We start from the raw sequence: 20,901 nt of genomic DNA, 5'->3' as shown, positions 1-20,901 counted from the left end.
AACGGCCGCACGGCTGTGCGGTGTCGGGTCGTGTGTCGCGGCGGTGGGCCGGGGTCATCCGCGCGCCTCCCTCGTGTGCCGGGCGAGTACGTCGTCGGGGGCGACCCCGTAGGCCGCGGGGAGCACCTCTCCCGCGAGGTGCAGCTTCTCGGCGGCCGAGCGGGGCAGCGGCAGGTGCCGGTAGGCGCCGCGCACGACGCGGTCGGCGGTGAGCGGGGCCGTCTCGAAGCGGGTGACGGTGGTGATGCGGAAGGGGTCGTGGCCGCGCGAGGTGAGGAGGGCGATCTCGGTGATCTTCCGGGAGCCGTCGGCCTGGCGGCCCAGTTGCACGACGACGTCCACGGCGGAGTTGATCTGGTCGCGCAAGGCCTCGAAGGGGATGCGGACTTCGGACATCGAGCCGAGGGTTTGCAGGCGCATCAGCGCGTCCTCGGCGGAGTTGGCGTGGACGGTCGCGAGGGAGCCGTCGTGGCCGGTCGACATGGCCTGGAGCATGTCGAGGGTCTCGCCGCCGCGCACCTCGCCGACGATGATGCGATCGGGGCGCATGCGGAGCGAGTTGCGCACGAGGTCGCGGATGGTGATGCGGCCCTTGCCCTCGACGTTGGGCGGGCGGGACTCCAGGCGGATGACGTGGGCCTGCTGGAGCTGGAGTTCGGCGGAGTCCTCGATGGTGATGATGCGCTCGTGGGCCGGGACGATGCCGGAGAGCGCGTTGAGCAGGGTCGTCTTGCCCGTTCCCGTACCGCCCGCGACGATGATGTTGAGCCGGGCGCGGACGAACGCGGCCAGGAGCAGCAGCATTTGCTCGTCGAGCGAGCCGAGGCCGATCAGCTCGGGGAGCGTGTAGACGCGCGGGAAGCGGCGGATGGTGAGCGTGGCGCCGGTGAGCGCGAGCGGCGGGATGATGACGTTGACGCGCTCACCGCTCGGCAGGCGCGCGTCGACCATCGGATTCGACTCGTCCACGCGGCGGTTGACCGTCGAGACGATGCGCTCGATGGTCTGCATGAGCTGGTCGTGCGAGGCGAAGCGGAGCGGGAGGCGCTCCACGCGGCCCGCGCGCTCGACGAAGATCGCGTCGGGCCCGTTGACCATGATCTCGGTGATCGAGGCGTCTTCGAGCAGCGGTTCGAGGATGCCGAGGCCGAGGGCCTCGTCGACGACGCGCCGGATGAGGCGGCTGCGTTCGGAGGTGGAGAGGACCGGGCCCTCGCGGCTGATGAGGTGGCCGAGCACGCGTTCGAGGCGGGTGCGGCGCTCGCTCGCGGAGAGCGCGGACATCTCGGCGAGATCGATCTCCTCCAGGAGCTTGGCGCGGTATCCGGCCACGAGGCGGCCGTCTTCGAGGACGCCCTCGTCCTCGGGCGCGGAGATGCGGGAGCGCAGGCTCACGGCAGGGTCACCTCCCCGGTGTCGTCGTTGGGCATGGTCGCGGAACGGGTGACGGTCCAGCCGTTGCCGACGAAGGGCAGCAGGGTCGGTACGCGGACGGCGACGGTGTAGGTGGTGGTGTCGCCGCCCCCGCCGGGCGTGACGGTGGCGTCGAGCCCGTCGGTCATGGCGGCGCGCGCGGCGGCGACCCCGTTGCCGCCCTCGGCCTGCGAGGCGACGCGTGCCCCGGCGCGGGCGCCGGTCCCGGCCTGGTTGGCGGCGAAGCCGACGAGGCCGAGCTGGATGGCGGCGAGGCCGACGAGGAGGAGGACGGGGAGGAAGCCGGCGAATTCGAGGATGGAGCTGCCTCGGTCGTCGCGCGCGCGGGGGGCGAGGGGACGAGCCGCGCGGGGGCGGCAAACGGTGGCGGTTCGCCCTTGGCTCGCTCGCTCGCAGGCGCGCGTACGCGGGAGGCGGCGGCCCGTGAGCGCGGGGGGGCCGAGCCGTGTGCCCGTACGAGAGTGACGGCGTACCGCCCCCGTACGGGCGCCGTGCCGAGCGCCTGCCGCCGTGGCCGTGGTCGTCATCGGTCCCCCTCCGTGGCCGCGCCCGCCTTGCCTTTGACGGTCCAGCCGCCGTCGACGCCGGGGAAGAAGAGGGGGACCTTGGCCTGGACGGTGGTCTGGTAGACGTCGCCCGCGCCGCCGCAGCTGATGGCGGCGCCCTTCCAGGCGCCGGGGAGGTGGCGGGTCGCGGCGGCGCGGCAGGCTCCCGCGCCGTCCTCGCCCGCGGCGACGGCGGCGGTGCCCGCGCGGGCGCCCTCGTCGGCGGCGTTGGCGGCGAGGCTGAAGGTGTATCCGTACAGCGCGCACTGCCACATGAGGCCGATGACGACGAGGACGAGGGGGAAGATCCCGGCGAATTCGAGGGTGACGGCGCCGCGGTCGCCCCGGCGGACGAGCGCGCCGGACGCTCCGGTGTGGGCCCCCTTCTTGCGGCGTCGGCCGCCGGTGGGCTGCTCGGGAACCTGGACGAGGCCGAGTTCGCCCGCGAGGGCCCACAGGCCCTGCCGCACGGTGCCGCGGGCGTCGAGCTCGTGGACGCGGCCCGCGTCGATGGCTCCGGCGAGTTCCTTGTAGGCGGCGGGGATCGTGGTGCGCGCGGTGCGGGTGCCGGTGATGCGTGAGACCAGGGCCGTCTGGATCTCGCCGGAGCGGGTGTGGCGGTTGAGGACGGTGAGGGTCTCCTCCGCCTTGCGGATCTGGAGGCGTTCCCACAGTCGTACGGTGCGTTTCGCGGCCCGTACCGCCATGACGTCCGGGGTTACCAACAGCAGGGCCTGGTACGCGAGTTCGACGGCGGCGGCGCTCGCGGCCGTGAGCTGGGAGCCGCAGTCGACGACGACGAGGTCGTGGCGGGAGCGCAGCGCGCCGAGGATCTGCCGGGCCGCGCGCTCGGTGACTTCCTCGCCGCGCTCGCCGTCGGCGGGGGCGAGGAGGAGGCCGAGGCCGCTGGGGTGCGGGAACATCGCGTCCTGGAGGACGCGCGGGGTGAGGTCCGCGATACCGGCGAGGTCGACGCTGGAGCGGCGGAACTGGACGTCGAGGAAAGCGGCGACGTCGCCGCACTGGAGGTCGAGATCGACGAGGGCGACGGTGCTCCCCGACGCCTGTGCGGCGAGGGCGAGTTGCACGGCTGCGAGGGTCGTCCCGACGCCGCCCTTGGCGCCGCTGACGGTGATGACGCGACCGCCTCCCGCGCCGCCGCCGCTCTCGGGCCCGTTGCCGAGGTGGCGGCGCATTCCGGCGGCCCATTCGGCGGCGGCGCGGACGCGTTCGGAGAGGGCGTCGTAGGCGAGCGGGAGCGGGAGGATGCCGCGCGCGCCCGCGTCCATGGCGGCGGTGAGGACGGTGGTCCCCGTGTCGGCGGTGACGAGGACGACACCGACCTGGGGGAAGCGCCGCACGACCTCGTGGATGAGGTCCAGCGCCGGTACGGGGCCGACGCGTTCGTGGACGAGGACGACCTCGGGGAGTTCGTCGAGCGATTCCGCGGCGAGCCGGTCGAGCGCGTCGAGAAGAGCGGTCGAGTCCGGTACGGGCAGGGCGGGTTCGGTCTCGGGGAGCTGGCTGAGCAGGGAGACGAGGGAACGGGAGAGGTCGGGATCGCCCGCCACCGGGAGGATGCGCGTGCTCATGGCCGCCGCCTCACTTGTCCTTGTCCAGGGTGTACGTGCGGTCGGGCCCCGCGGCGGCGGGCGGCTGCTCGCCGGCGCCGACGAGCGCGAGCCGGACATGGGTCGCGAACGACTCTGCGTAGGCGACGCGTTGCGCGTCGGCGGTGCCGAGTCCGAAGGTGATGGGGACGGCTTCGGTGGAGCGGTCGCGGTTGTCGTCGTTGTTCTGGTCGAAGGGGGTGAGCTTGCCGACGTCGAGGACCTGGGCGCGCTCGACGATGAGCCGGGACTCGTCCTTCTGGTTCTCGTTCTGGCCCTTGAAGGTCGCGTAGATGTTGACCGACGAGCCAGGGGTGATCTTCCCCGCGACGCCGGTCGCCGCGTCTATCATGATCGCGATCTCCTGCTCCCCCGCCGCGAGCGTGGGGCGGTTCACGATCATGTCGTCCTGGAGCAGCGAGCCCTTGTGGAGCGTGGTGACGGCGATCTTGCCGCGCAGGGCACCGATTCGGGTGACGGCGGTGTCGGGCAGCCAGCGCTTCGGAATGGACACCTTCTCGAACTGCGAGGCGTCGAGGCTCTTGTACGGGGCGATGTCGTTCTTGAGCCGGTAGGCGGTCTGCTCGTCGCCCACCTTGGAGTTGACGTTCCTGACGACCCCGAGCACCCCGACGAGCGCGATGAGGGCGCACACGGCGGAGAGCACCATCAGGACGACGCCTCGGCGCTGGCGTGAGTTCATGGCCGGAGTACCTCGATCGGGGCGGGAGTCGGGGTGGGTTCGGGGCGGGAGTCGGGGCTGGGGCGGAGACTTGGGGGCTGGTCCGGGGGCTGGTGGGGCGGGGGGCGTGGTCGTTGTGGGTCGGGGTCCGTGGTCGGGCGAAGCCGGGGTGTATAGGCGTGTCGCGTAGGGGCCTTGGATCGGCGGGGCCCCGGGGGCCGGGCCTCGCGCGTGGGCGGGCGCGAGGGGTCGGCGGGGCGCCGGGTCAGCGGGCCTCTGGGTCAGCGGTACGGGGGGTGCGGCAAGCCCGGGTGATCGGGTGGGGCCGGGTGGTCGGGTGGGGCTGGGTGGTCGGGTGAGCCCGGGTGGTCGGGTGGGGCTGGGTGGTCGGGTGAGCCCGGGTGGTCGGATGGGGCCGCACCTGAGGGAGCGGGGGGCGGCGGCGTCGTACCCGTGGGGGACACGGGGCCCAACTCGCCGGGCGGGCCGGGGAGTCCGGTGTCGGGGCGGGGGCCCGCGTGCGGGAGCGCGGCGGCTGCCCGGCGGGCGGCGGGGAGGTCGCGCAACGGTCCGCGCGGGGCCTGGCGCCCGGGTTCGCGGGCGCCCTCGCGACCGAGTTCGCGGTGGGGCTCGCGGGTGGTGGCCGGGATACGGAGGGCCGGTGGGGCGAGCGGGGCTCCGCAGAACCCGCAGCGGTCGCCGAGGAATTCGAGCCCGCACCAGCGGCAGCGTTCGCGGCGCACGGAGGAGACGAGCTGGTAGAGGACGGAGATGTCGGGGATGCCCGCGGCGAACTCGGTGAGTCTGCCCGTGCCCCACCAGGCCACGGAGTCCTTCGGCAGGGGAACTTCCGTGACGGACTGGACCTGCCAGGTGCGGGCGAGGGTCTCGCCGAGCCAGGTCGAGGGGCGGTCGCCGTGGGCGAGGTAGAGACGGGTAGCGAAGTCGGGTCCGGGGAGTTCGGCGCCGGGGACTGCCTTGACGAGGCGGGGCTCCGGGTGCGCCTGGACCGCGTACTGCGTGCCGGGGAGCCGGGAGCGGGCGTGCGAGCCGAGCGGGACGGGCACGCGGTCGAGCCGGGCGAGCGAGCCGAGCACGGCGCCGGCGTGCACGTAGTGGGCGAGGAGGCGGGCGGCCGATGCGAGGACGCCGGGGGTGAAGTCGCAGACGGAGAGCTGCCGCAACTGCAGTGCCACGAGGGCGAGTCCCAGCGGGGGCAGATCGAGCCCGACGAGGGTGACGCGGTCCGCTTCGAGGGCCGCGCGGGCGGTGCGCACCCGGCGGATCGCCTCCGGGTCCGTGGCGGTGGAGTGCAGCACGATGAGCCAGCCGTGCTGCTCCAGTAAGGCATGGAGTTCGGCGAGGGATTCGGCGAGCGGAGCACCCGTAGCGGCTCCGAGCGGGACCGCGCCGGGCGTGTGGCGGTCCGGCGAGGGAAGCACGAGGTCGCTCCCGGTCACGGCGACAGCGGTCGGCACGGTGCCACCCCCCTCCCTCTCGCCCGAGCGCGTACGCGCGGGCGCGCGAAGCCCGGTCGAGCGGCACGTCACCGCTCGCTCCTGCACCATATCCAGCCGCAGCATCCTCAACACCCCACTTCGCAGGGTTCGTAGGGCCTTACGACGGCGCGGGGTTTCCACGACTGAAAGCCGGATCTTGGCCGGAAAGTGCGGTTACGTGGCAGGAGTTGGGCCCATTGTGTCGGCTTGCCCGCCCCCGCCGACCGGTTCCCTGACCGGATACACCGCACGGAAGGGGGCCTTCGGGCCCTTGCCGAAACATCTGTCCACACGTGTCGGGGAGGCGCAGGGGCCGGCGACCCCGGGGCGGGCGGGTTCGGGGGCGAGTGGGTCCGGAGGCGGGCGGGTCCGGGGGTGGGCGGGTTCGGCGGCGGGCGGGTTCGGCGGCAGGTAGGTCCGGGGGCGGGGTGCCTTCCGCACCAACGGCGACAAGTCCCGTACCGCCTCTTGACAGCGCATATTGGTCTGGACCAGCTTGGTGGGCGATGGCGCCCCACCGTCGTCGACTCCCCCCACAGGAGGCACTTTCATGCTGCATTCCCCCCACCACCGTTCTCCCCGCGCGGGCCTCGGGCGCGGCGGAGCGCTCGGCACGGCGCTCGCCGCCGTCGCGGCGCTCGCCCTTGGCGCCACGGCGCTCACGGCCGGGATCGCCCCCGCGAGCGCGGCGGAGCCGGAGGCGGCCGTACCGGCGCACGCGCTCACCGGCTACTGGCAGAACTTCGACAACGGCGCGACGGTCCAGACGCTCGCGGACGTGCAGGACCAGTACGACATCATCGCGGTCGCCTTCGCGGACGCGACGGCGACGCCGGGCGCGGTCGACTTCACGCTCGACTCGGCGGGGCTCGGAGGCTACACCGAGGAGCAGTTCAAGGCGGACGTGAAGGCGAAGCAGGCCGAGGGGAAGAGCGTGGTGCTCTCGGTGGGCGGCGAGAAGGGCACGGTCAGCGTCAACGACAGCGCCTCGGCAGCGGCGTTCGCGGACTCGTTGTACGCGCAGATGCAGGAGTACGGCTTCGACGGGGTCGACATAGACCTTGAGAACGGCCTCAACTCCACCTACATGTCACAGGCGTTGCACGATCTTGCCGCGAAGGCGGGGGCCGGTTTCGTGCTGACGATGGCGCCGCAGACGATCGACATGCAGTCGACGTCGAACGAGTACTTCAAGACGGCGCTGGACGTGAAGGACATCCTGACGGTCGTCAACATGCAGTACTACAACAGCGGTTCCATGCTGGGCTGCGACGGCCAGGTGTACGCGCAGGGCACGGTCGACTTCCTCACCGGGCTCGCGTGCATCCAGCTCGAAGGCGGGCTCGACCCGGCGCAGGTCGGCCTCGGCGTCCCGGCGTCGGCGAGCGCGGCAGGCGGCGGCTACGTCGCCCCGAGCGTGGTGAACGCGGCACTCGACTGCCTGGCGAAGGGCACGAGTTGCGGCACGTTCAAGCCGGACAAGACCTACCCCGGCATCCGCGGCGCGATGACGTGGTCCACCAACTGGGACGCGGCGGAGGGGAATTCCTGGTCGGACGCGGTGGGAGCGCACGTGCACGGGCTGTAGGCAGAGAGGTACGGAGGTGCGGGGACCGGGGGCGGGGACGGTGTGCGGGCGAACCGCGCGCGGCCCGGTCCCCGTACCCCCTACGCTGCCGTAGCACCGAGGGCACGGGGACCGTACCGCCAACTTTGGGCGGGAGCGGGGCCGACGGGCTGTGTGGCCGGTCGGCCCCGCTCCCTGCGTCACTCCTCGAAGTGCGCGTCGAGCACGGTGTCCAGTTCCTCGGTCCAGCGGTTCAGGGTCGTCTTGTCCGGGGCCTGGACGTCGTGCGGGTACCAGCGCTCGTCGGGGGTGTGCACGGTGACGGTGAGGCGGCGGCCGATGCGCGAAGTGCCGTACTCGACGGCGGCCACCTCGCTCCAGGTCCACTCGCACGCCTGGTCGTCGAGCGCGTAGCGGACCCCGTCGCGGTCGAGGGTCACGGAGCCGCGCCGGTCGGCGGCGGTGAACACGGCCTCGGCGCGGAAGTCCTCGTCCTCTTCGGCGGGGGTCTCCGCCTCGTCGGAGTCGCCCGTGGTGGCGGTGTCCGGCGTGGCGGTGTCCGACTTGGCGGGGCTCGGGGCCGTGTCGTCGGCCGTCGGCTCGGCCGCGGTGGCGCCTCCTGGCTCGGCTTCGGCGTCAGCCCCGGTATCGGCGCCGGCGTCGGTACTGGTTTCGGCCTCGGTACTGGTTTCGGCTTCGGCCTCGGCCTCCGTGTCGGGGGCGGGCACGTCGGCGTCCGCGCCAGGGCGCGTCCCGGTGGCCGCTTCCGGTTCCGTACCGGGCGCGTCCGTCCTCGTACGAGGACTCGGCACCGTGAGGCCGGGGATCAACGCCGGATCGGCGGCGGCGCCGATGGGCGGAAGGTTCGCTTCACTCTGCTTCTGCTCCACGGGGCGCAGTATGACGGACGCGCCTGTGGAACGCAGGTTCGGGTGCGCGGGACACACAGATCCCACCACGCACGGGTGCCGCGAAGGCCCCACCTGTGGACAACTCGGCTGTTCCTGAGAATCCGCTCACTCGGTGGGGTGAGGGGGTGTGCGGGATGGCGGAGGTTATCCACAGATTGGGGTGGGTGGGGTGGGGAGGGGCTTGGCGGCTGGAAGACTTGAACGCGTGGAGGTGGCCCCCCCTTTGGGTGGGTGGGCCATGCCTTGGGAACGTTTGCGCGGTACGGAAGCCGCACAGCGCCCTCGGCACAGCCCCCCTCCCCCACAAGCCCCCTCGCACAAACCCACCCTGCACGAGCCCCCCTCCCGCACAGCGCCCTCCCGCACGAGCCACCCCCGCACGAACCACCCGCGCACGAGCCCACCCCCGCACGAGCCCACCCCCGCACAAGCCACCCCCCGCACGAGCCCGCCCCCGCTCTCACCCCACCCCGCCCCCAGCCCCCCATCCCTCAGGCGTCCAGCACAGCCAGCGCGTCGATCTCGATCAGCAGCCCCTTCGGCAGCCCCACGTACACCGTCGTCCGGGCCGCCGGGGCCTGCGTGAGGCCCTGCTCCTCGAAGTAGGCGTTGTAGATCTCGTTCATCTCGGCGAAGTGGTCGACGTCGGTCAGGTAGACGCGCATCATCATCACGTCGTCCCAGCTCGCGCCGCCCTCCTCCAGGATCGCCTTGACGTTGGCGAAGGTCTGCAGGGTCTGTTCGCGCAGGGTGGGGCCTGCGGGGGTCGGGGCCTGGCCCTCGACGGCGGGGAGGAAGCCGACCTGGCCGGCGACCTGGAGGATGTTCCCCTTCTTCACGCCGTGGGAGAACTTCGCGGGCGGGACGGTGTGCGTGGCGGGGGTGAGGGCGGTCTTCTCGGTCGGCATGAGAGGTCAGGCTTCCTTGTTCGGCGGTTCACTGGCGGCAACGGGCGCGCCCGGTTCGGGCGTTCCCGCGTACTCCCGGCTCACGGCGTCGGCGGTGCGGCGCACGAGCGGGAGAAGACTGAGCATGTCGTCCGCGCTGACGACGACGTTCGGCGCGGAGACGGAGAGGGCGGCGACGACACGCCCGTCGGCGCCGCGCACGGGGGCGGCGACGCAGTTGATGGACTCCTCGTGGCCGCCCAGGTCGGTGGCCCAGCCCTGTTCGCGTACGCGCGCGAGTTCCTTCAGGTACGCGGCGGCGTCCGGGGTCGAACGGGGCGTGTAGCGCGGGTAGTCGAGGCGCTCGGCGACGGCGCGGCGCTCGGGCTCGGGGAGGTCGGCGAGGATGAGTTTCGCGACGGCGGCCACGGTCATCGGGACGGTCTTGCCGACGCGCGAGTACATCCGGACCGGGTAGCGGCTGTCGACCTTGTCGAGGTAGACGACCTCACCCTCCTCGTGCACGGCGAGGTGCACGGTGTGCCCGCACGTCTCGCCCAGGCGCACGAGGTGCGGGTGGGCGATGCCGCGTACGTCCAGGTGCTCGACGGCCTGCGCGGCGAGCGCGAAGAGGCGCGCGCCGAGCCGGTAGCGGCCGTCCTGCTGGCGGTAGACGAGGCCGTGCTCGGCGAGGGTACGGAGCAGGCGCAGCGCCGTGGACTTGTGCACGTCGAGTCGTTCCGCGACGCCACCGAGGTCGGCGGGGCCCTCGGCGAGCAGCGGCAGGATGCTCAGCGCGCGGTCGACGGTCTGGCTCATGCGTCGGCCTCGCTCGGCCTCGTCGCACCCAGGCGCTCCGCCCAGCCGGGGCCGAGCGCGAGCCCGCCCCACTCCTCCGCGTCGAGCGCGGCGAGGCGGTCGGTGAGGGCGCGCGGCGGGGGCGTGGTGAGGTCGGCGGCCACGGTCAGGACGTTCGCGGCGAGCAGGTGTCCCTGCCGCAGCCGCCCCGCGGCGGGCAGGCCGCGCAGGAGTCCGGAGAGGTATCCGGCGGCGAAGGCGTCACCCGCGCCGACCGGCGCGACGACGTCGACACGCGGCGCGGGCTCGTGGATCACGGCATCGGGGGTATGGGTGATGCCATCCGTACGGGCCGCCTCGCCACCGCGCCCCGCGAGGTCCCCCGCGAGTCCCCTCGCCAGATCCCCCGCGACAGCCCCCGCCACCTCCCCCGTTTCCCCCGTCTCCCGCGTGAACACCGTCGCCCCGCCCGCGCCCTGCTTGACGACCAGCGTCGTCGGCTCGGGGAGCGCGTCGCGTACCGCCCGCGGTCCGCCCGTGACGCCCCACGCCGTCTTCGCCTCGTCCTCGCCGACGAAGACGAGGTCGGCGCCGCGCGCGAGGCCGAGCAGGACCTCGCCCGCCGCCGCCTTGTCGGGCCACAGGCTCGCCCGGAAGTTCACGTCGAACGAGACGAGGGGGCGCCCCGCGCGGCGCTCGGTGAGGGTGCGCAGGAGGGCGAGGCAGTCGGGCGAGAGCGCGGCGGTGATGCCGGTCACGTGCAGGACGCGGGTGTCGCGCAGCGCGTCGAGCGGGACGGTGTGCGGGGACATCGCGGAGGCGGCGGAGCCCGCGCGGTAGTAGACGACCTCGAAGGCGGCGTCCGCGTCCCGGTCGGCCGCGGTGCGGAAGTAGATGCCGGTGGGGCGCGCGGGGTCGCGCGTGACGGCGCTCGTGTCGACGCCGTACGCCGCTATCGCGTCCACGAGGTGCTCGCCGAAGCCGTCGGCGCCGACCCGGCTCACCCAGCGGGCGCGGTGTCCGCCGGAGGCGAGGGCGCAGGCGACGTTGGACTCCGCGCCGCCGATGGCGCGCGTGAAGGCGGGTACGTCGGCGAGGCGGCCCGTGGTCTGCGGGACGAAGGTGACCATCGACTCGCCGAGGCAGACGACCTCCGCGCCGGGGCCCGGCTCCCCGGCGGCCGGTGCGGGGGCCTGGGCCGGTGCCGGAACGGTCGCGGCTGCGGTGTCGGTCGCGCTCACGGTCTGCCTCTCGTCGTGCGTACGGGGAAGGAATCCCGGCGTGGAGTTCCCAGGGCCGGTGACGGGTCGGCGTCCCACCCGCCTCATTGACCCCGACTCGTCCAGGATGTTAGACACCATGAAGCGACATACGCAATGAGCGTTGCATTCTGCGCAACGCGTACCGCCGGTTTCGGAGGGGTACGCGCCGCCTCGGCCCCCTTGGGAGTACGTCATGACCGCTGGGCACAGCCGCCCCGCCGCACTCGACCGGCTCGCGCTCGACCGGATTTCCTCGGCCCGCGTGGACAGCCGTTTCAAGGGGCTGCCCCCGGATGCCGAGGGACTGACCGTCGCCGAGCTGGCCGGTCAGCGCAGAAACCTTTTCACCGGCGGTTTCACGACCCCCGTGCTCGCGCTCTCGGCCGAGGCCCTGGAGCACAACCTCGCGCTCATGGAGACGTACACCGAGCGCCATGGCCTCGATTTCGCCCCGCACGGCAAGACGTCGATGGCTCCGCAGCTCTTCCAGCAGCAGCTGGAGCGCGGTGCCTGGGGCGTCACGCTCGCGGTGCCGCACCAGGTCCGGGTCGCGCGCGCCTTCGGCGTGCCGCGGGTGTTCCTTGCCAACGAGCTGGTCGACGCGGCGGCGCTGCGCTGGCTCGCGGCCGAGCTGGCGGCCGACCCGGACTTCGTCTTCGTCGCCTACGTGGACTCGGTGCGGGGCGTGGAGCTGATGGACGCGGCGCTGCGCGAGGCCGCCGAGGCACTGCCCGCGGGCCCGTCGAGCGCGCGGCGCGTGGATGTGGTCGTGGAGCTGGGCGCGGGTGAGGGCGCGCGCACCGGGGTGCGGACGGAGGCGGAGTGCGCGGCGGTCGCGGACGCGGTCGCCGCGACAAGCACGTTGCGGCTCGTCGGGGTCGCCGGGTACGAGGGCGAGGTGCCCGACGCGGACCCGGAGCGCGTGCTGGCCTGGCTGCGCAGGCTCACCGCGCTGCTCGCGGACTTCGACGCGGCGGGCCGCTTCTCCCGAGCGGGCGTGGACGAGATCATCGTGAGCGCGGGGGGCAGCGCCTGGTTCGACGCGGTCGCGACCGCCTTCGCGGAGATCGGTGAACTGAGCGCTCCTGTGCGGAAGTTGCTGCGCTCGGGTGCGTACGTCTCGCACGACGACGGGCACTACAAGCACCTCACGCCGTTCAACCGCGTACCGGACGAGGGCGCGCTGCACCCCGCCTTCCGGCTGTGGGCGCAGGTCGTCTCCCGTCCTTCCGCCGAGCAGGCGTTCGTCAACGCGGGCAAGCGGGACGCCGCGTACGACCTCGACCTGCCCGAGGCGCAGGCGGTACGGGACGCGCGGACGGGCGAGGTGCGCGGCGCCGAGGGCATCGCGGTGAGCGGGCTCTCGGACCAGCACGGCTGGGTGCGTACGGAGGCGGGGGCGGACCTGGAGGTCGGGGACTGGCTCGGCCTGGGCCTCTCGCACCCGTGCACGTCCTTCGACAAGTGGCAGCTGATCCCCGTAGTGACGGCGGACGGCACGGTCACGGACTACGTGCGGACGTTCTTCTAGAGCCGTTCGGAGTCGGGCCCCCGCCCGGACCGTACACAACCTCCGAAGCGCAACTCCCCGAACAGGAAAGCCCCATGCCCGCAGCCGCCAGCCCCTCACCGGCCCCCGCCCCCGAACTCCTCGTCCGTGACGCCCTCGTGGTCGACGGTTCGGGGCAAGAGCCCTACCGCGCGGACGTGTTGCTGCGCGAGGGGCGGATCGCCGGGATCGGCAGGGAGGATGGTGCCAGGCTGTCCGCCGCGCGCACCCTCGACGCGGACGGGCTCGCGCTGTCCCCCGGCTTCATCGACATGCACGCCCACAGCGATCTCGCCGTGCTCCGCGACCCCGCGCACACGGCGAAGGTCGCGCAGGGCGTGACGCTCGAAGTCCTGGGCCAGGACGGCATCTCGTACGCGCCCGTCGACGAGCGCACGCTGGCCGAGGTGCGCCGCACGATCGCGGGGTGGAACGGTGGCGGGCCCGGGGACGACGCGGTGGACTTCGACTGGCGCACGGTCGGCGAGTACCTGGACCGGCTCGACCGGCAGGGCCTCGCGGTGAACGCCGCGTACCTCATCCCGCAGGGCACGGTCCGTATGCACGCGATGGGCTGGGAGGACCGCCCGCCGACAGCGGCGGAGCTGGACCGGATGCGTCAACTCGTCGCGCAGGGCATGCGCGAGGGCGCCGTCGGCATGTCCTCGGGGCTCACGTACACGCCCGGCATGTACGCGAAGGACGCCGAACTGACCGAGCTGTGCGGGGTCGTCGCCGAGTACGGCGGCTACTACTGCCCGCACCACCGCTCGTACGGCGCGGGCGCGCTGGAGGCGTACGAGGAGATGATCGCCCTCGCGCGCGAGGCGGACTGCGCGCTCCATCTCGCCCACGCCACCATGAACTTCGGCGTGAACAAGGGCCGCGCGGCGGAGCTGGTCTCGCTGCTCGACGGGGCGCTCGCGGCCGGCGCGGACATCAGCCTCGACACGTACCCGTACACCCCGGGCTCGACAACGCTCGCCGCCGTGCTGCCCAGTTGGGCGAGCGAGGGCGGCCCCGAGGCGACGCTCGCGCGGCTCGCCGATCCGGAGACCGCCGAGCGCGTCAGGTACGACCTCGAAGTCGTCGGCTCGGACGGCTGCCACGGTGTGCCGATGGAGTGGGAGACGATCGAGATCTCGGGCGTCACCTCGCCCGAACTGGCGGACGCCGTGGGCCGTACGGTTGCCGAGTCCGCCGCCGCGCGCGGAGTCACCCCGTGGACGTACGCGCGCGAACTGCTGCGCGCCGACCGGCTCGGCCCGACGATCCTCCAGCACGTCGGGCACGAGGAGAACGTCCGCGCGATCATGCGGCACCCTGTCCACACGGGAGGTTCGGACGGCATCCTCCAGGGCGCGAAGCCGCACCCGCGCGCGTACGGCACGTTCCCGCAGTACCTGGGCAGGTACGTAAGGGAGTTGGGCGTCCTCTCGCTCGCGGAGTGCGTCCAGCACCTCACCTCGCGCCCCGCCGCGCGGCTCCGGCTCGCCGACCGGGGCCTCGTGCGCGAGGGCTACCGCGCCGACCTCGTCCTCTTCGACCCGGCGACGGTCGCGGCCGGTTCGACCTTCGAGAACCCGCGCACACTCCCCGTCGGCATCCCGCACGTCCTGGTCGAGGGGCACTTCGTGCTGCGCGACGGTGAGCGGACGGAGGCGACGCCGGGGCGTTCGGTACGGGGGACGGGGCGGCGCTGAGGTCTTGCGGAGGCCGCGCCGGGGGCCGGCCGGGCGTGCCGGAAAAAATCTTCGCCCATCCGTGAACTTTCCGCCGAGCCTCGCCATCGAACCTCGTACACGCACGAGGAAAGGACGATGGCCATGACCGGCAGCACGAACGAGATCACCGACATCGACCCCCGCGTCGGCACCGCCGCGAAGCCCGGTCGCAAGGGCCGGATCGCGCGGCGCATAGCCGCCCCGCTCGCCGCGCTCGCGCTCACGGGCGCGGTCGGGGCCGTCACGATGGCGCAGGCCAGCGCCTCGGGGACGAGCGCGAAGGCCGCGACGCCGACGTGCACGACCGCCGGGCTCAGCGCCTCGCTGAGCAAGCGCCTCGCGGGCGGGATGAACCACGCGGGCGCGATCCTGGACCTCAAGAACACGAGCGGCCACACGTGCGCCCTGCGCGGCTACCCGGGTCTCGGGCTCCAGGACGCGAAGGGCAAGACGCTCACGTCGAAGACGGCGTGGGGCAGCACCTGGTACGCGAAGGACCCGGGCAAGACCACGCTGACCCTCAAGAACGGCGAGCGCGCCCAGGCCGTCATCGCCTGGACCCACGCCAACACCGGCACCCCGGACGCGCGGCACGCCGCCAAGCTCGTCGTGACCCCGCCGGCCTCCACGACCCACAAGACGCTGAAGCTCGACGAGTGGGTCGACAACGGGCTGTTGAGCGTCACGCCGATGGCGTACGCCTACAAGGTGAGCTGACCCGGGACGCCGCCGACGTCACGAGGACGGGGCACGGGGGACGGCGTACGGAATGACGGACGCGGGGCCGGGGCGCGCCGGGGGGCTTGCCCCGGCCCTTCGCCGCACACCCGTGCCTTCGCCGCACCCGCGGCCCTTCGCCGCACCCGCGCCCCTTCGGCCCGCCCCGTACCGGACCCGCCCCCTCCGCCCAATTCCGCCCCTCCGCGCGTGAGTTCGCTCCAGACGGGCACCCGGCACACACAGCGAAAGGCACCCGAGCCGCACGATTCCACCAGGGAAGGATCATCCCGTGAGCAGCTACGGCAATCCCACCTCCGGCACCTCCTACCACGGCCGCCCCGCGACCGGCACGCAGACGCCGGGCCTGGCGGTCGCCGCGCTCGTGACCGGTATCGGCGGTCTGATCTTCTTCTGGCTCATCCCGATCCTCGGGCTCGCGCTCGGTGTGCTCGGCGTGGTCTTCGGCGTCATGACGACGCGCCGCGCGAAGGCGGGCGCGCCCGGCAAGGGCATGGGGACGGCGGGCATCGTGACCGGCGCCGTGTCGATCGTGGGCGCGCTCGTCTTCTGGGCGATCGCCTTCGCGGTCCTCGCCTCCTGACCCCCTCCCACACGCACCCCCGGCCGCTCTCCCCTCGGAGGGCGGCCGTTCTCCTGCCCGCCCCCGGGAGACCGCACCACCGACAGGCCGCTCCACAGCACGTCGCACGAACGCTCGTACGTCAGGGCGCCATTGACCCCCCGCATTCCGGGGATTACGTTGACGCTGCACATCGATCACATACGAGCACACTGTTCACGTATATGAACACACGCACAGGAACGCGTCTGCGAGGACACTCATGCTGCCCGAGGGCCTGTACTCCTTCCCGCTCACTCCCTTCACCCCACAGGACACCTTCGCGCGCGACGTCTTCGCCGAGCACGTCGAGCAGCAGGTGGCCGCCGGGCCCGCCGCGCTCTTCGTGGCGTGCGGCACAGGGGAGTTCTCGGCGCTCGACGCGGCGGAGCACCGCGCCGTGGTCGCGGCAGCCGTCGAGGTCGCGGCCGGGCGCGTCCCGGTCTACGCGGGGGTCGGCGGTGGTCCGCGCCTCGCCGCCGCCTTCGCGCGCGGCGCCGCCGAGGCCGGGGCCGACGGACTGCTCCTCATGCCCCCGTACCTCGTGGAATCCGCGCCCGCCGGGCTCGTCGCGCACGTGCGGTACGTGGCCGGGGCGACCGCCCTCCCGCTCGTCGTCTACCAGCGCGCCAACGCCGTACTGGACCCGCCGTCCGCGCTCGCGCTGCTCGACCTTCCGACCGTCGCCGGGATCAAGGAAGGTCGCGGCGACGTGGACGCGACGCAGCGGATCATCGCGACGGTACGGACCTCGGGGCACCCGCGCGCGGAGAGTTTCGCTTTCGTCAACGGGCTGCCCACGGCGGAGATCTCGGTCCCCGCCTACCGGGCGATGGGCGTCACCGGCTACTCCTCGGCCGTCCTGTGCTTCGCCCCGGACATCGCCGTCGCCTTCCACCGCGCGAGCACGCGCGGAGATGACGCCGCCGTGCGCACGCTCCTCGCCGAGTTCTACGTGCCACTCGTACGCCTGCGCGACAAGGCACCCGGGTACGCGGTGGCCCTTCCCAAGGCGGGCGCGCGGCTCGCCGGCCTGGCTGTCGGCCCCGTACGCCCGCCGTTGCTCGACGCCTCGGAGGAGCACGTCGCAGAGCTCAAGGACATCATCGCGCGCGGGCGGGCCGCGCTCGCGGGCATCGAGGCGCGAGGAGTCGCCGCGTGAGCGCCGCCACGGCGCGCGGCCCGCGCGTCACCGAGGTCGTCGTCACGCCGGTCGCCTTCCCCGACCCGCCCCTCCTCAACGCCTCCGGGGTGCACCAGCCGTGGGCACTGCGCACGATCGTCGAGATACGCACCGAAGAGGGCCTGTACGGGCTCGGCGAGACGTACGGCGACGCGGCGCACCTCGCCCTCGTGCGCAGAACCGCCGCCACGCTCGACGGCCTTGACGTCTTCGACCTCGCGGACGCCTACCGCAGGGCCGCCGCCGCGCTCGACGGGGCCGCCGCCTCGGGCGACAAGCACGGCCTGATAGGTCCCGCCACCCGCGAGAAGACGCTGCTCCAGGTCTACTCGCCCTTCGAGGTGGCGTGCCTCGACGTGCAGGGCAAGGCACTCGGCCGCCCCGTCTGCGACGTGCTCGGCGGGCGCTTCCGTGACGAAGTGCCCTTCTCCGCCTACCTCTTCTACAAGTGGGCGGGCCATCCGGGGGCGGCGCCCGACTCCTTCGGCGAGGCGCTCGACGCGGACGGGATCGTGCGGCAGGCGCGGGCCATGACCGAGCGCTACGGCTTCGAGTCGATCAAGCTCAAGGGCGGCACCCGCGCGCCCGACGAGGAGGTCGCCGCCGTGCACGCGCTGCGCGCCGCCTTTCCCGCGCACGAGTTGCGACTCGACCCCAATGCCGCTTGGACCGTGGAGACTTCCCTCAGGGTCGCGCGGGAGACGCGCGGGCTTCTCGAATACCTGGAGGACCCGGCGCCGGGCATCGACGGGATGGCGGAGGTCGCGCGCGGCGCGGGGATGCCGCTCGCGACGAACATGTGCGTCGTGGCCTTCGAGCACATCGCCCCCGCCTTCACGAATAACGCCGTGCAGGTCGTCCTCGCCGATCACCACTACTGGGGCGGGCTGCGCCGCTCACTCGAACTCGCCGCGATCTGCCGGACGTTCGGCGTCGGCGTCTCGATGCACTCCAACAGCCACCTCGGCATCTCGCTCGCCGCGATGGTCCACCTCGCGGGCGCGGTCCCCGTCCTGGACCACGCGCTCGACACGCACACCCCGTGGCAGGACGGCACGGACGTCGTGGAGCACCCGCTGACCTTCCACGGAGGGAAGGTCACCGTGCCCACGACGCCCGGACTCGGTGTCGCGCTCGACCGGGACGCCCTCGCGCGCCTGCACGAGAACTACACGCGCTGCGGCATCACCGAACGCGACGACACGACGTACATGCGGCGCTTCGTACCCGACTTCACGGTGGGACGGGCGAAGTGGTGAGCCCCGGCGAGGGCGGTCCGCGGAGGGCGGGGACCCAGGCGGAAGCTCCCGTCGCGGCGGGCGCCGCCCGACCCCGTACCGCGCCCGCGAGCCTCTCCGGCCACGCCTACCCCTGGGACGTGCTGGGCGACCCGGGATTCCCCGCCCGGGTCCGCGCCACCGGGCTCACCTCTGTGACGCTCGCGGCGACGTACCACTCGACGCGCGCGGCGACCCCGCACCACCCCGCGCGCCGCCTCGTCGACGCCGCCCACTCCGCGCTCTACCGCCCTTCGCCCGACCCGGCCGCGCCCCGCTGGGCCGGCGCCCGGCTGCGCCCCGCGGCCCCCTCGTGGACCGGCGGCGACCCCGACCCCTTCGCCACGGCGGCGAACCTTCTGCGCGCGGAAGGTCTCGCGATCACGGCCTGGCTCGTCCTGGGCCACGACACGCGGCTCGGCACCGCGCACCCGGACCTCACCGTCGTCAACTGCTATGGCGAGCACTACCGTTACGCGCTCTGCCCCTCCCACGGCGAGGTCCGCGCGTACGCGGCCGCGCTCGCCGCCGAAGCCCTGGACGGCGTTCCCGTGGACGGTGTGTCGCTCGAAGGCTGCGGACAGCTGGGCGTGGTCCACGCGGGCACGCACGAGAAGACGGAAGGCGCCTGGACGGCGGACGAGGCACGCTGGCTCTCGGTGTGCTGCTGCGCGGCCTGCGCCAACTCCTGGTCCGCGCACGGTCTCCGCCCCGGCTCGGTGCGCGAGGCCCTGCGCACGGCGGTACGCACCGGCCGCCCGCCCTCCGGCGACCTCGCGGCCACGCTCCTGGCCGTGCGCCACGAGGCCACCGACGCCCTGCGCGCCGGGGTCATCGCCGCCGTGCGCGCCCAGGCACAGAGCGCGCCCGTGACCCTCCACGCGCACCCCGACCCGTGGGCCACCGGGCCCTCACCGGGGCTCACCCCCCGCGCCGCCGCCGACGTCGACGCGCTCCTCGTCCCGGTGTGGCCGGTGGGCCGGGCGAGCGAAGAGGTCATCGCGGTGGCGACGGACAGCGGTACCCCCGTACAGGCGTACGTGACGACACTCCCGCCCATGCGGCCGGACGAAGTCCCGGCGCACGTGCGGCGGTTGCGTGCCGCCGGGGCGAGCGGGCTCGGGCTCTACCACTTGGGCCTCGCTCCCGCCGCGCGCCTGGAGGTCCTGGGAAAGATCGTGCGTGAGTGGCAACTGGAACAGGCGGAAGGAACGAAGGCATGACGGACACGACCGGCACCAACTCCGTGACGGAGGCGGCCCGCGTGGCGGGCGCGGCGGCGGAGGGCTTCGGCGCGCTGGCGCCCGCGGCGCGCCGCGACCTGCTCGACGCGTGCGCGGCGGCACTGGAGGCGGCGACGGAGGAGATCGTCTCCGTCGCGGCGGCCGAGAGTGGCCTCGCACCGGACGCCTTGCGCGGCGAGATGGCGCGCACCACGGGGCAGTTGCGGCTGCTCGGCGCGCACGTCGCGGCGGGGCGGCACGCCCCTGAGCTGGTCTCGGCGGGCGTCGCGGCGGGGGGCGCGGACGTCCGCACGTTCCATGTCGCGGTGGGGCCTGTCGCGGTCTTCGCGGCTTCCAACTTCCCGTTGGCGTTCGGGGTGGCCGGAGGCGACACGGCCTCGGCGCTCGCGGCGGGCTGCCCCGTCGTGGTGAAGGCGCACCCGGCGCAGCCGGAGACGGGGCGGGCGGTGGCGCGGGCGCTCGGCGGGGTGCTCCCGGAGGGCGTGTTCTCGCTGGTGGAGGGGGGTGCGGACGTCTCGCTCACCCTCGTGCGGGCCCCGGAGATCCGGGCGGTCGGCTTCACCGGCTCCCTGACCGGGGGCCGCGCCCTGATGGACGCGGCGGCGGCCCGTCCCGAGCCGATCCCGGTCTACGCCGAAATGGGCTCCCTCAACCCGGTGTTCGTCCTGCCGGGAGCCGTGGTGGACGAGGAGTGGGCGACGGCGCTCGCGGGCTCGGTGACCCGGGCGATGGGCCAACTGTGCACGAAACCGGGCCTCGTGGTCCTCCCGGAGACGCCGGAGGGCGAGAAGCTGGCGGGGGCTCTGGCGGAGGCGGTGGCCGCCGCGCCGTCCCACCGGATGCTGACCGCGCCCATGGCGCGCGCCCACGAGGCGTGGGGCGAGGCGGCGCGTGCCCTGCCGGGCGCGACGGTCACCGCTTCGCCCGCGGCCCCGGGCCCCTTCGCCGTCCGCGTCCCCGCCACCGCTCTCACCGGCGAGCTGCTCGACGAGCACTTCGGCCCGGCGGTCGTCCTCGCGACGGCTCCCGTCACCTCGTACGCCGCCCTCGCCCGTACTCTCCCGGGCAGCCTGACGGCGACGCTCCTCGGCACCCCGACGGACGAGCCCACCGCCGCCCCGCTGCTGCGCGCCCTGGCGTCGCGCGCGGGCCGCGTCGTCTGGAACGGCGTCCCGACGGGCGTCGCCGTGTGCGAGGCCATGGTCCACGGCGGCCCCTGGCCCGCGACCTCCGCGCCGTGGTCGACGAGCGTCGGCACGGCGGCCGTCGACCGGTTCACGCGACCGGTCGCGTTGCAGGGGGTGCCGCGCGGGCTGCTCGGGGAGTTCGCGGGGTAGTGGCCGCGAGTGCGGCCGGCAGGGGCGGCCCGTCAACGGGGGACGGGCCGACG

Annotated in this window: 18 protein-coding genes; 9 read left to right on the top strand and 9 right to left on the bottom strand. The window is 73.7% G+C overall.

What is annotated here, in order from left to right:
* Nucleotides 1–54: 54 nt before the first annotated feature.
* From ACIP4O_RS12220 to ACIP4O_RS12200, 5 genes are all read right to left on the bottom strand, one after another.
* Nucleotides 55–1,395, bottom strand: a complete 1,341-nt coding sequence (locus ACIP4O_RS12220) for a CpaF family protein (RefSeq protein WP_361328226.1) — start codon at nucleotides 1,393–1,395, stop codon at nucleotides 55–57.
* Nucleotides 1,392–1,733, bottom strand: a complete 342-nt coding sequence (locus ACIP4O_RS12215) for a TadE/TadG family type IV pilus assembly protein (protein WP_401574934.1) — start codon at nucleotides 1,731–1,733, stop codon at nucleotides 1,392–1,394. The genes ACIP4O_RS12220 and ACIP4O_RS12215 overlap by 4 nt, the downstream gene beginning before the upstream one ends.
* Nucleotides 1,734–1,957: 224 nt before the next feature.
* Nucleotides 1,958–3,571 (bottom strand): AAA family ATPase, encoded by a 1,614-nt coding sequence (locus ACIP4O_RS12210; protein WP_401574285.1) that lies wholly within the window; start codon nucleotides 3,569–3,571, stop codon nucleotides 1,958–1,960.
* A gap of 10 nt (nucleotides 3,572–3,581) precedes the next feature.
* A complete protein-coding gene (gene cpaB, locus ACIP4O_RS12205; protein WP_361328220.1) occupies nucleotides 3,582–4,292 on the bottom strand; it encodes a Flp pilus assembly protein CpaB in 711 nt (236 codons plus the stop codon).
* A gap of 260 nt (nucleotides 4,293–4,552) precedes the next feature.
* A complete protein-coding gene (locus ACIP4O_RS12200; RefSeq protein ID WP_401574283.1) occupies nucleotides 4,553–5,749 on the bottom strand; it encodes a hypothetical protein in 1,197 nt (398 codons plus the stop codon).
* 571 nt (nucleotides 5,750–6,320) lie between these two features.
* Between ACIP4O_RS12200 and ACIP4O_RS12195 the strand changes: the two genes are divergently transcribed.
* Nucleotides 6,321–7,358 carry a chitinase gene (locus tag ACIP4O_RS12195; RefSeq protein ID WP_401574280.1) on the top strand — a complete coding sequence of 346 codons (1,038 nt, stop codon included), beginning with the start codon at nucleotides 6,321–6,323 and terminating at the stop codon, nucleotides 7,356–7,358.
* Between the two features lie 179 nt (nucleotides 7,359–7,537).
* Here ACIP4O_RS12195 and ACIP4O_RS12190 read toward each other — a convergent pair whose 3' ends face one another.
* The 4 genes from ACIP4O_RS12190 to ACIP4O_RS12175 all read right to left on the bottom strand — a co-directional run bounded on the left by ACIP4O_RS12190 (nucleotide 7,538) and on the right by ACIP4O_RS12175 (nucleotide 11,174).
* Nucleotides 7,538–8,227, bottom strand: a complete 690-nt coding sequence (locus ACIP4O_RS12190; protein ID WP_401574278.1) for a hypothetical protein — start codon at nucleotides 8,225–8,227, stop codon at nucleotides 7,538–7,540.
* Nucleotides 8,228–8,739: 512 nt separating this feature from the next.
* Nucleotides 8,740–9,156 carry a RidA family protein gene (locus tag ACIP4O_RS12185; RefSeq protein ID WP_164283690.1) on the bottom strand — a complete coding sequence of 139 codons (417 nt, stop codon included), beginning with the start codon at nucleotides 9,154–9,156 and terminating at the stop codon, nucleotides 8,740–8,742.
* Between the two features lie 6 nt (nucleotides 9,157–9,162).
* Entirely contained in the window at nucleotides 9,163–9,954 is a 792-nt protein-coding gene (locus ACIP4O_RS12180) for an IclR family transcriptional regulator (protein ID WP_401574275.1), read from the bottom strand.
* On the bottom strand, nucleotides 9,951–11,174 hold the full coding sequence (locus ACIP4O_RS12175; RefSeq protein WP_401574273.1) for a sugar kinase: 1,224 nt from the start codon (nucleotides 11,172–11,174) through the stop codon (nucleotides 9,951–9,953). Before ACIP4O_RS12175 ends, ACIP4O_RS12180 begins: the two co-directional genes overlap by 4 nt.
* Nucleotides 11,175–11,388: 214 nt before the next feature.
* Between ACIP4O_RS12175 and ACIP4O_RS12170 the strand changes: the two genes are divergently transcribed.
* From ACIP4O_RS12170 to ACIP4O_RS12135, 8 genes are all read left to right on the top strand, one after another.
* The gene (locus ACIP4O_RS12170) at nucleotides 11,389–12,726 is read left to right on the top strand and encodes an amino acid deaminase (protein WP_401574271.1); all 1,338 of its coding nucleotides are present in this window, start codon (nucleotides 11,389–11,391) and stop codon (nucleotides 12,724–12,726) included.
* 74 nt (nucleotides 12,727–12,800) lie between these two features.
* Nucleotides 12,801–14,447, top strand: coding sequence for an amidohydrolase family protein (locus ACIP4O_RS12165; RefSeq protein WP_401574269.1), 1,647 nt, complete (start codon nucleotides 12,801–12,803; stop codon nucleotides 14,445–14,447).
* Between the two features lie 117 nt (nucleotides 14,448–14,564).
* Nucleotides 14,565–15,185 (top strand): DUF4232 domain-containing protein, encoded by a 621-nt coding sequence (locus tag ACIP4O_RS12160; RefSeq protein ID WP_401574267.1) that lies wholly within the window; start codon nucleotides 14,565–14,567, stop codon nucleotides 15,183–15,185.
* 292 nt (nucleotides 15,186–15,477) lie between these two features.
* Nucleotides 15,478–15,789 (top strand): DUF4190 domain-containing protein, encoded by a 312-nt coding sequence (locus ACIP4O_RS12155; protein WP_401574265.1) that lies wholly within the window; start codon nucleotides 15,478–15,480, stop codon nucleotides 15,787–15,789.
* 241 nt (nucleotides 15,790–16,030) lie between these two features.
* Nucleotides 16,031–16,969: a 5-dehydro-4-deoxyglucarate dehydratase gene (locus ACIP4O_RS12150; protein WP_401574263.1), complete on the top strand. Its 939-nt coding sequence runs from the start codon at nucleotides 16,031–16,033 to the stop codon at nucleotides 16,967–16,969.
* Nucleotides 16,966–18,249: a glucarate dehydratase family protein gene (locus ACIP4O_RS12145; protein ID WP_401574261.1), complete on the top strand. Its 1,284-nt coding sequence runs from the start codon at nucleotides 16,966–16,968 to the stop codon at nucleotides 18,247–18,249. The genes ACIP4O_RS12150 and ACIP4O_RS12145 overlap by 4 nt, the downstream gene beginning before the upstream one ends.
* Nucleotides 18,250–18,368: 119 nt before the next feature.
* Nucleotides 18,369–19,490 carry a hypothetical protein gene (locus tag ACIP4O_RS12140; protein ID WP_401574259.1) on the top strand — a complete coding sequence of 374 codons (1,122 nt, stop codon included), beginning with the start codon at nucleotides 18,369–18,371 and terminating at the stop codon, nucleotides 19,488–19,490.
* Nucleotides 19,487–20,848 carry an aldehyde dehydrogenase family protein gene (locus ACIP4O_RS12135; protein WP_401574257.1) on the top strand — a complete coding sequence of 454 codons (1,362 nt, stop codon included), beginning with the start codon at nucleotides 19,487–19,489 and terminating at the stop codon, nucleotides 20,846–20,848. Before ACIP4O_RS12140 ends, ACIP4O_RS12135 begins: the two co-directional genes overlap by 4 nt.
* Nucleotides 20,849–20,901: the final 53 nt, after the last annotated feature.

The sequence above is a fragment of the Streptomyces sp. NPDC088923 genome (assembly GCF_044749745.1).
Classification (GTDB): domain Bacteria; phylum Actinomycetota; class Actinomycetes; order Streptomycetales; family Streptomycetaceae; genus Streptomyces.
The sequence above is the reverse complement of the archived record's forward strand: the minus strand, read 5'-3'. Positions and strand labels throughout refer to the sequence as shown.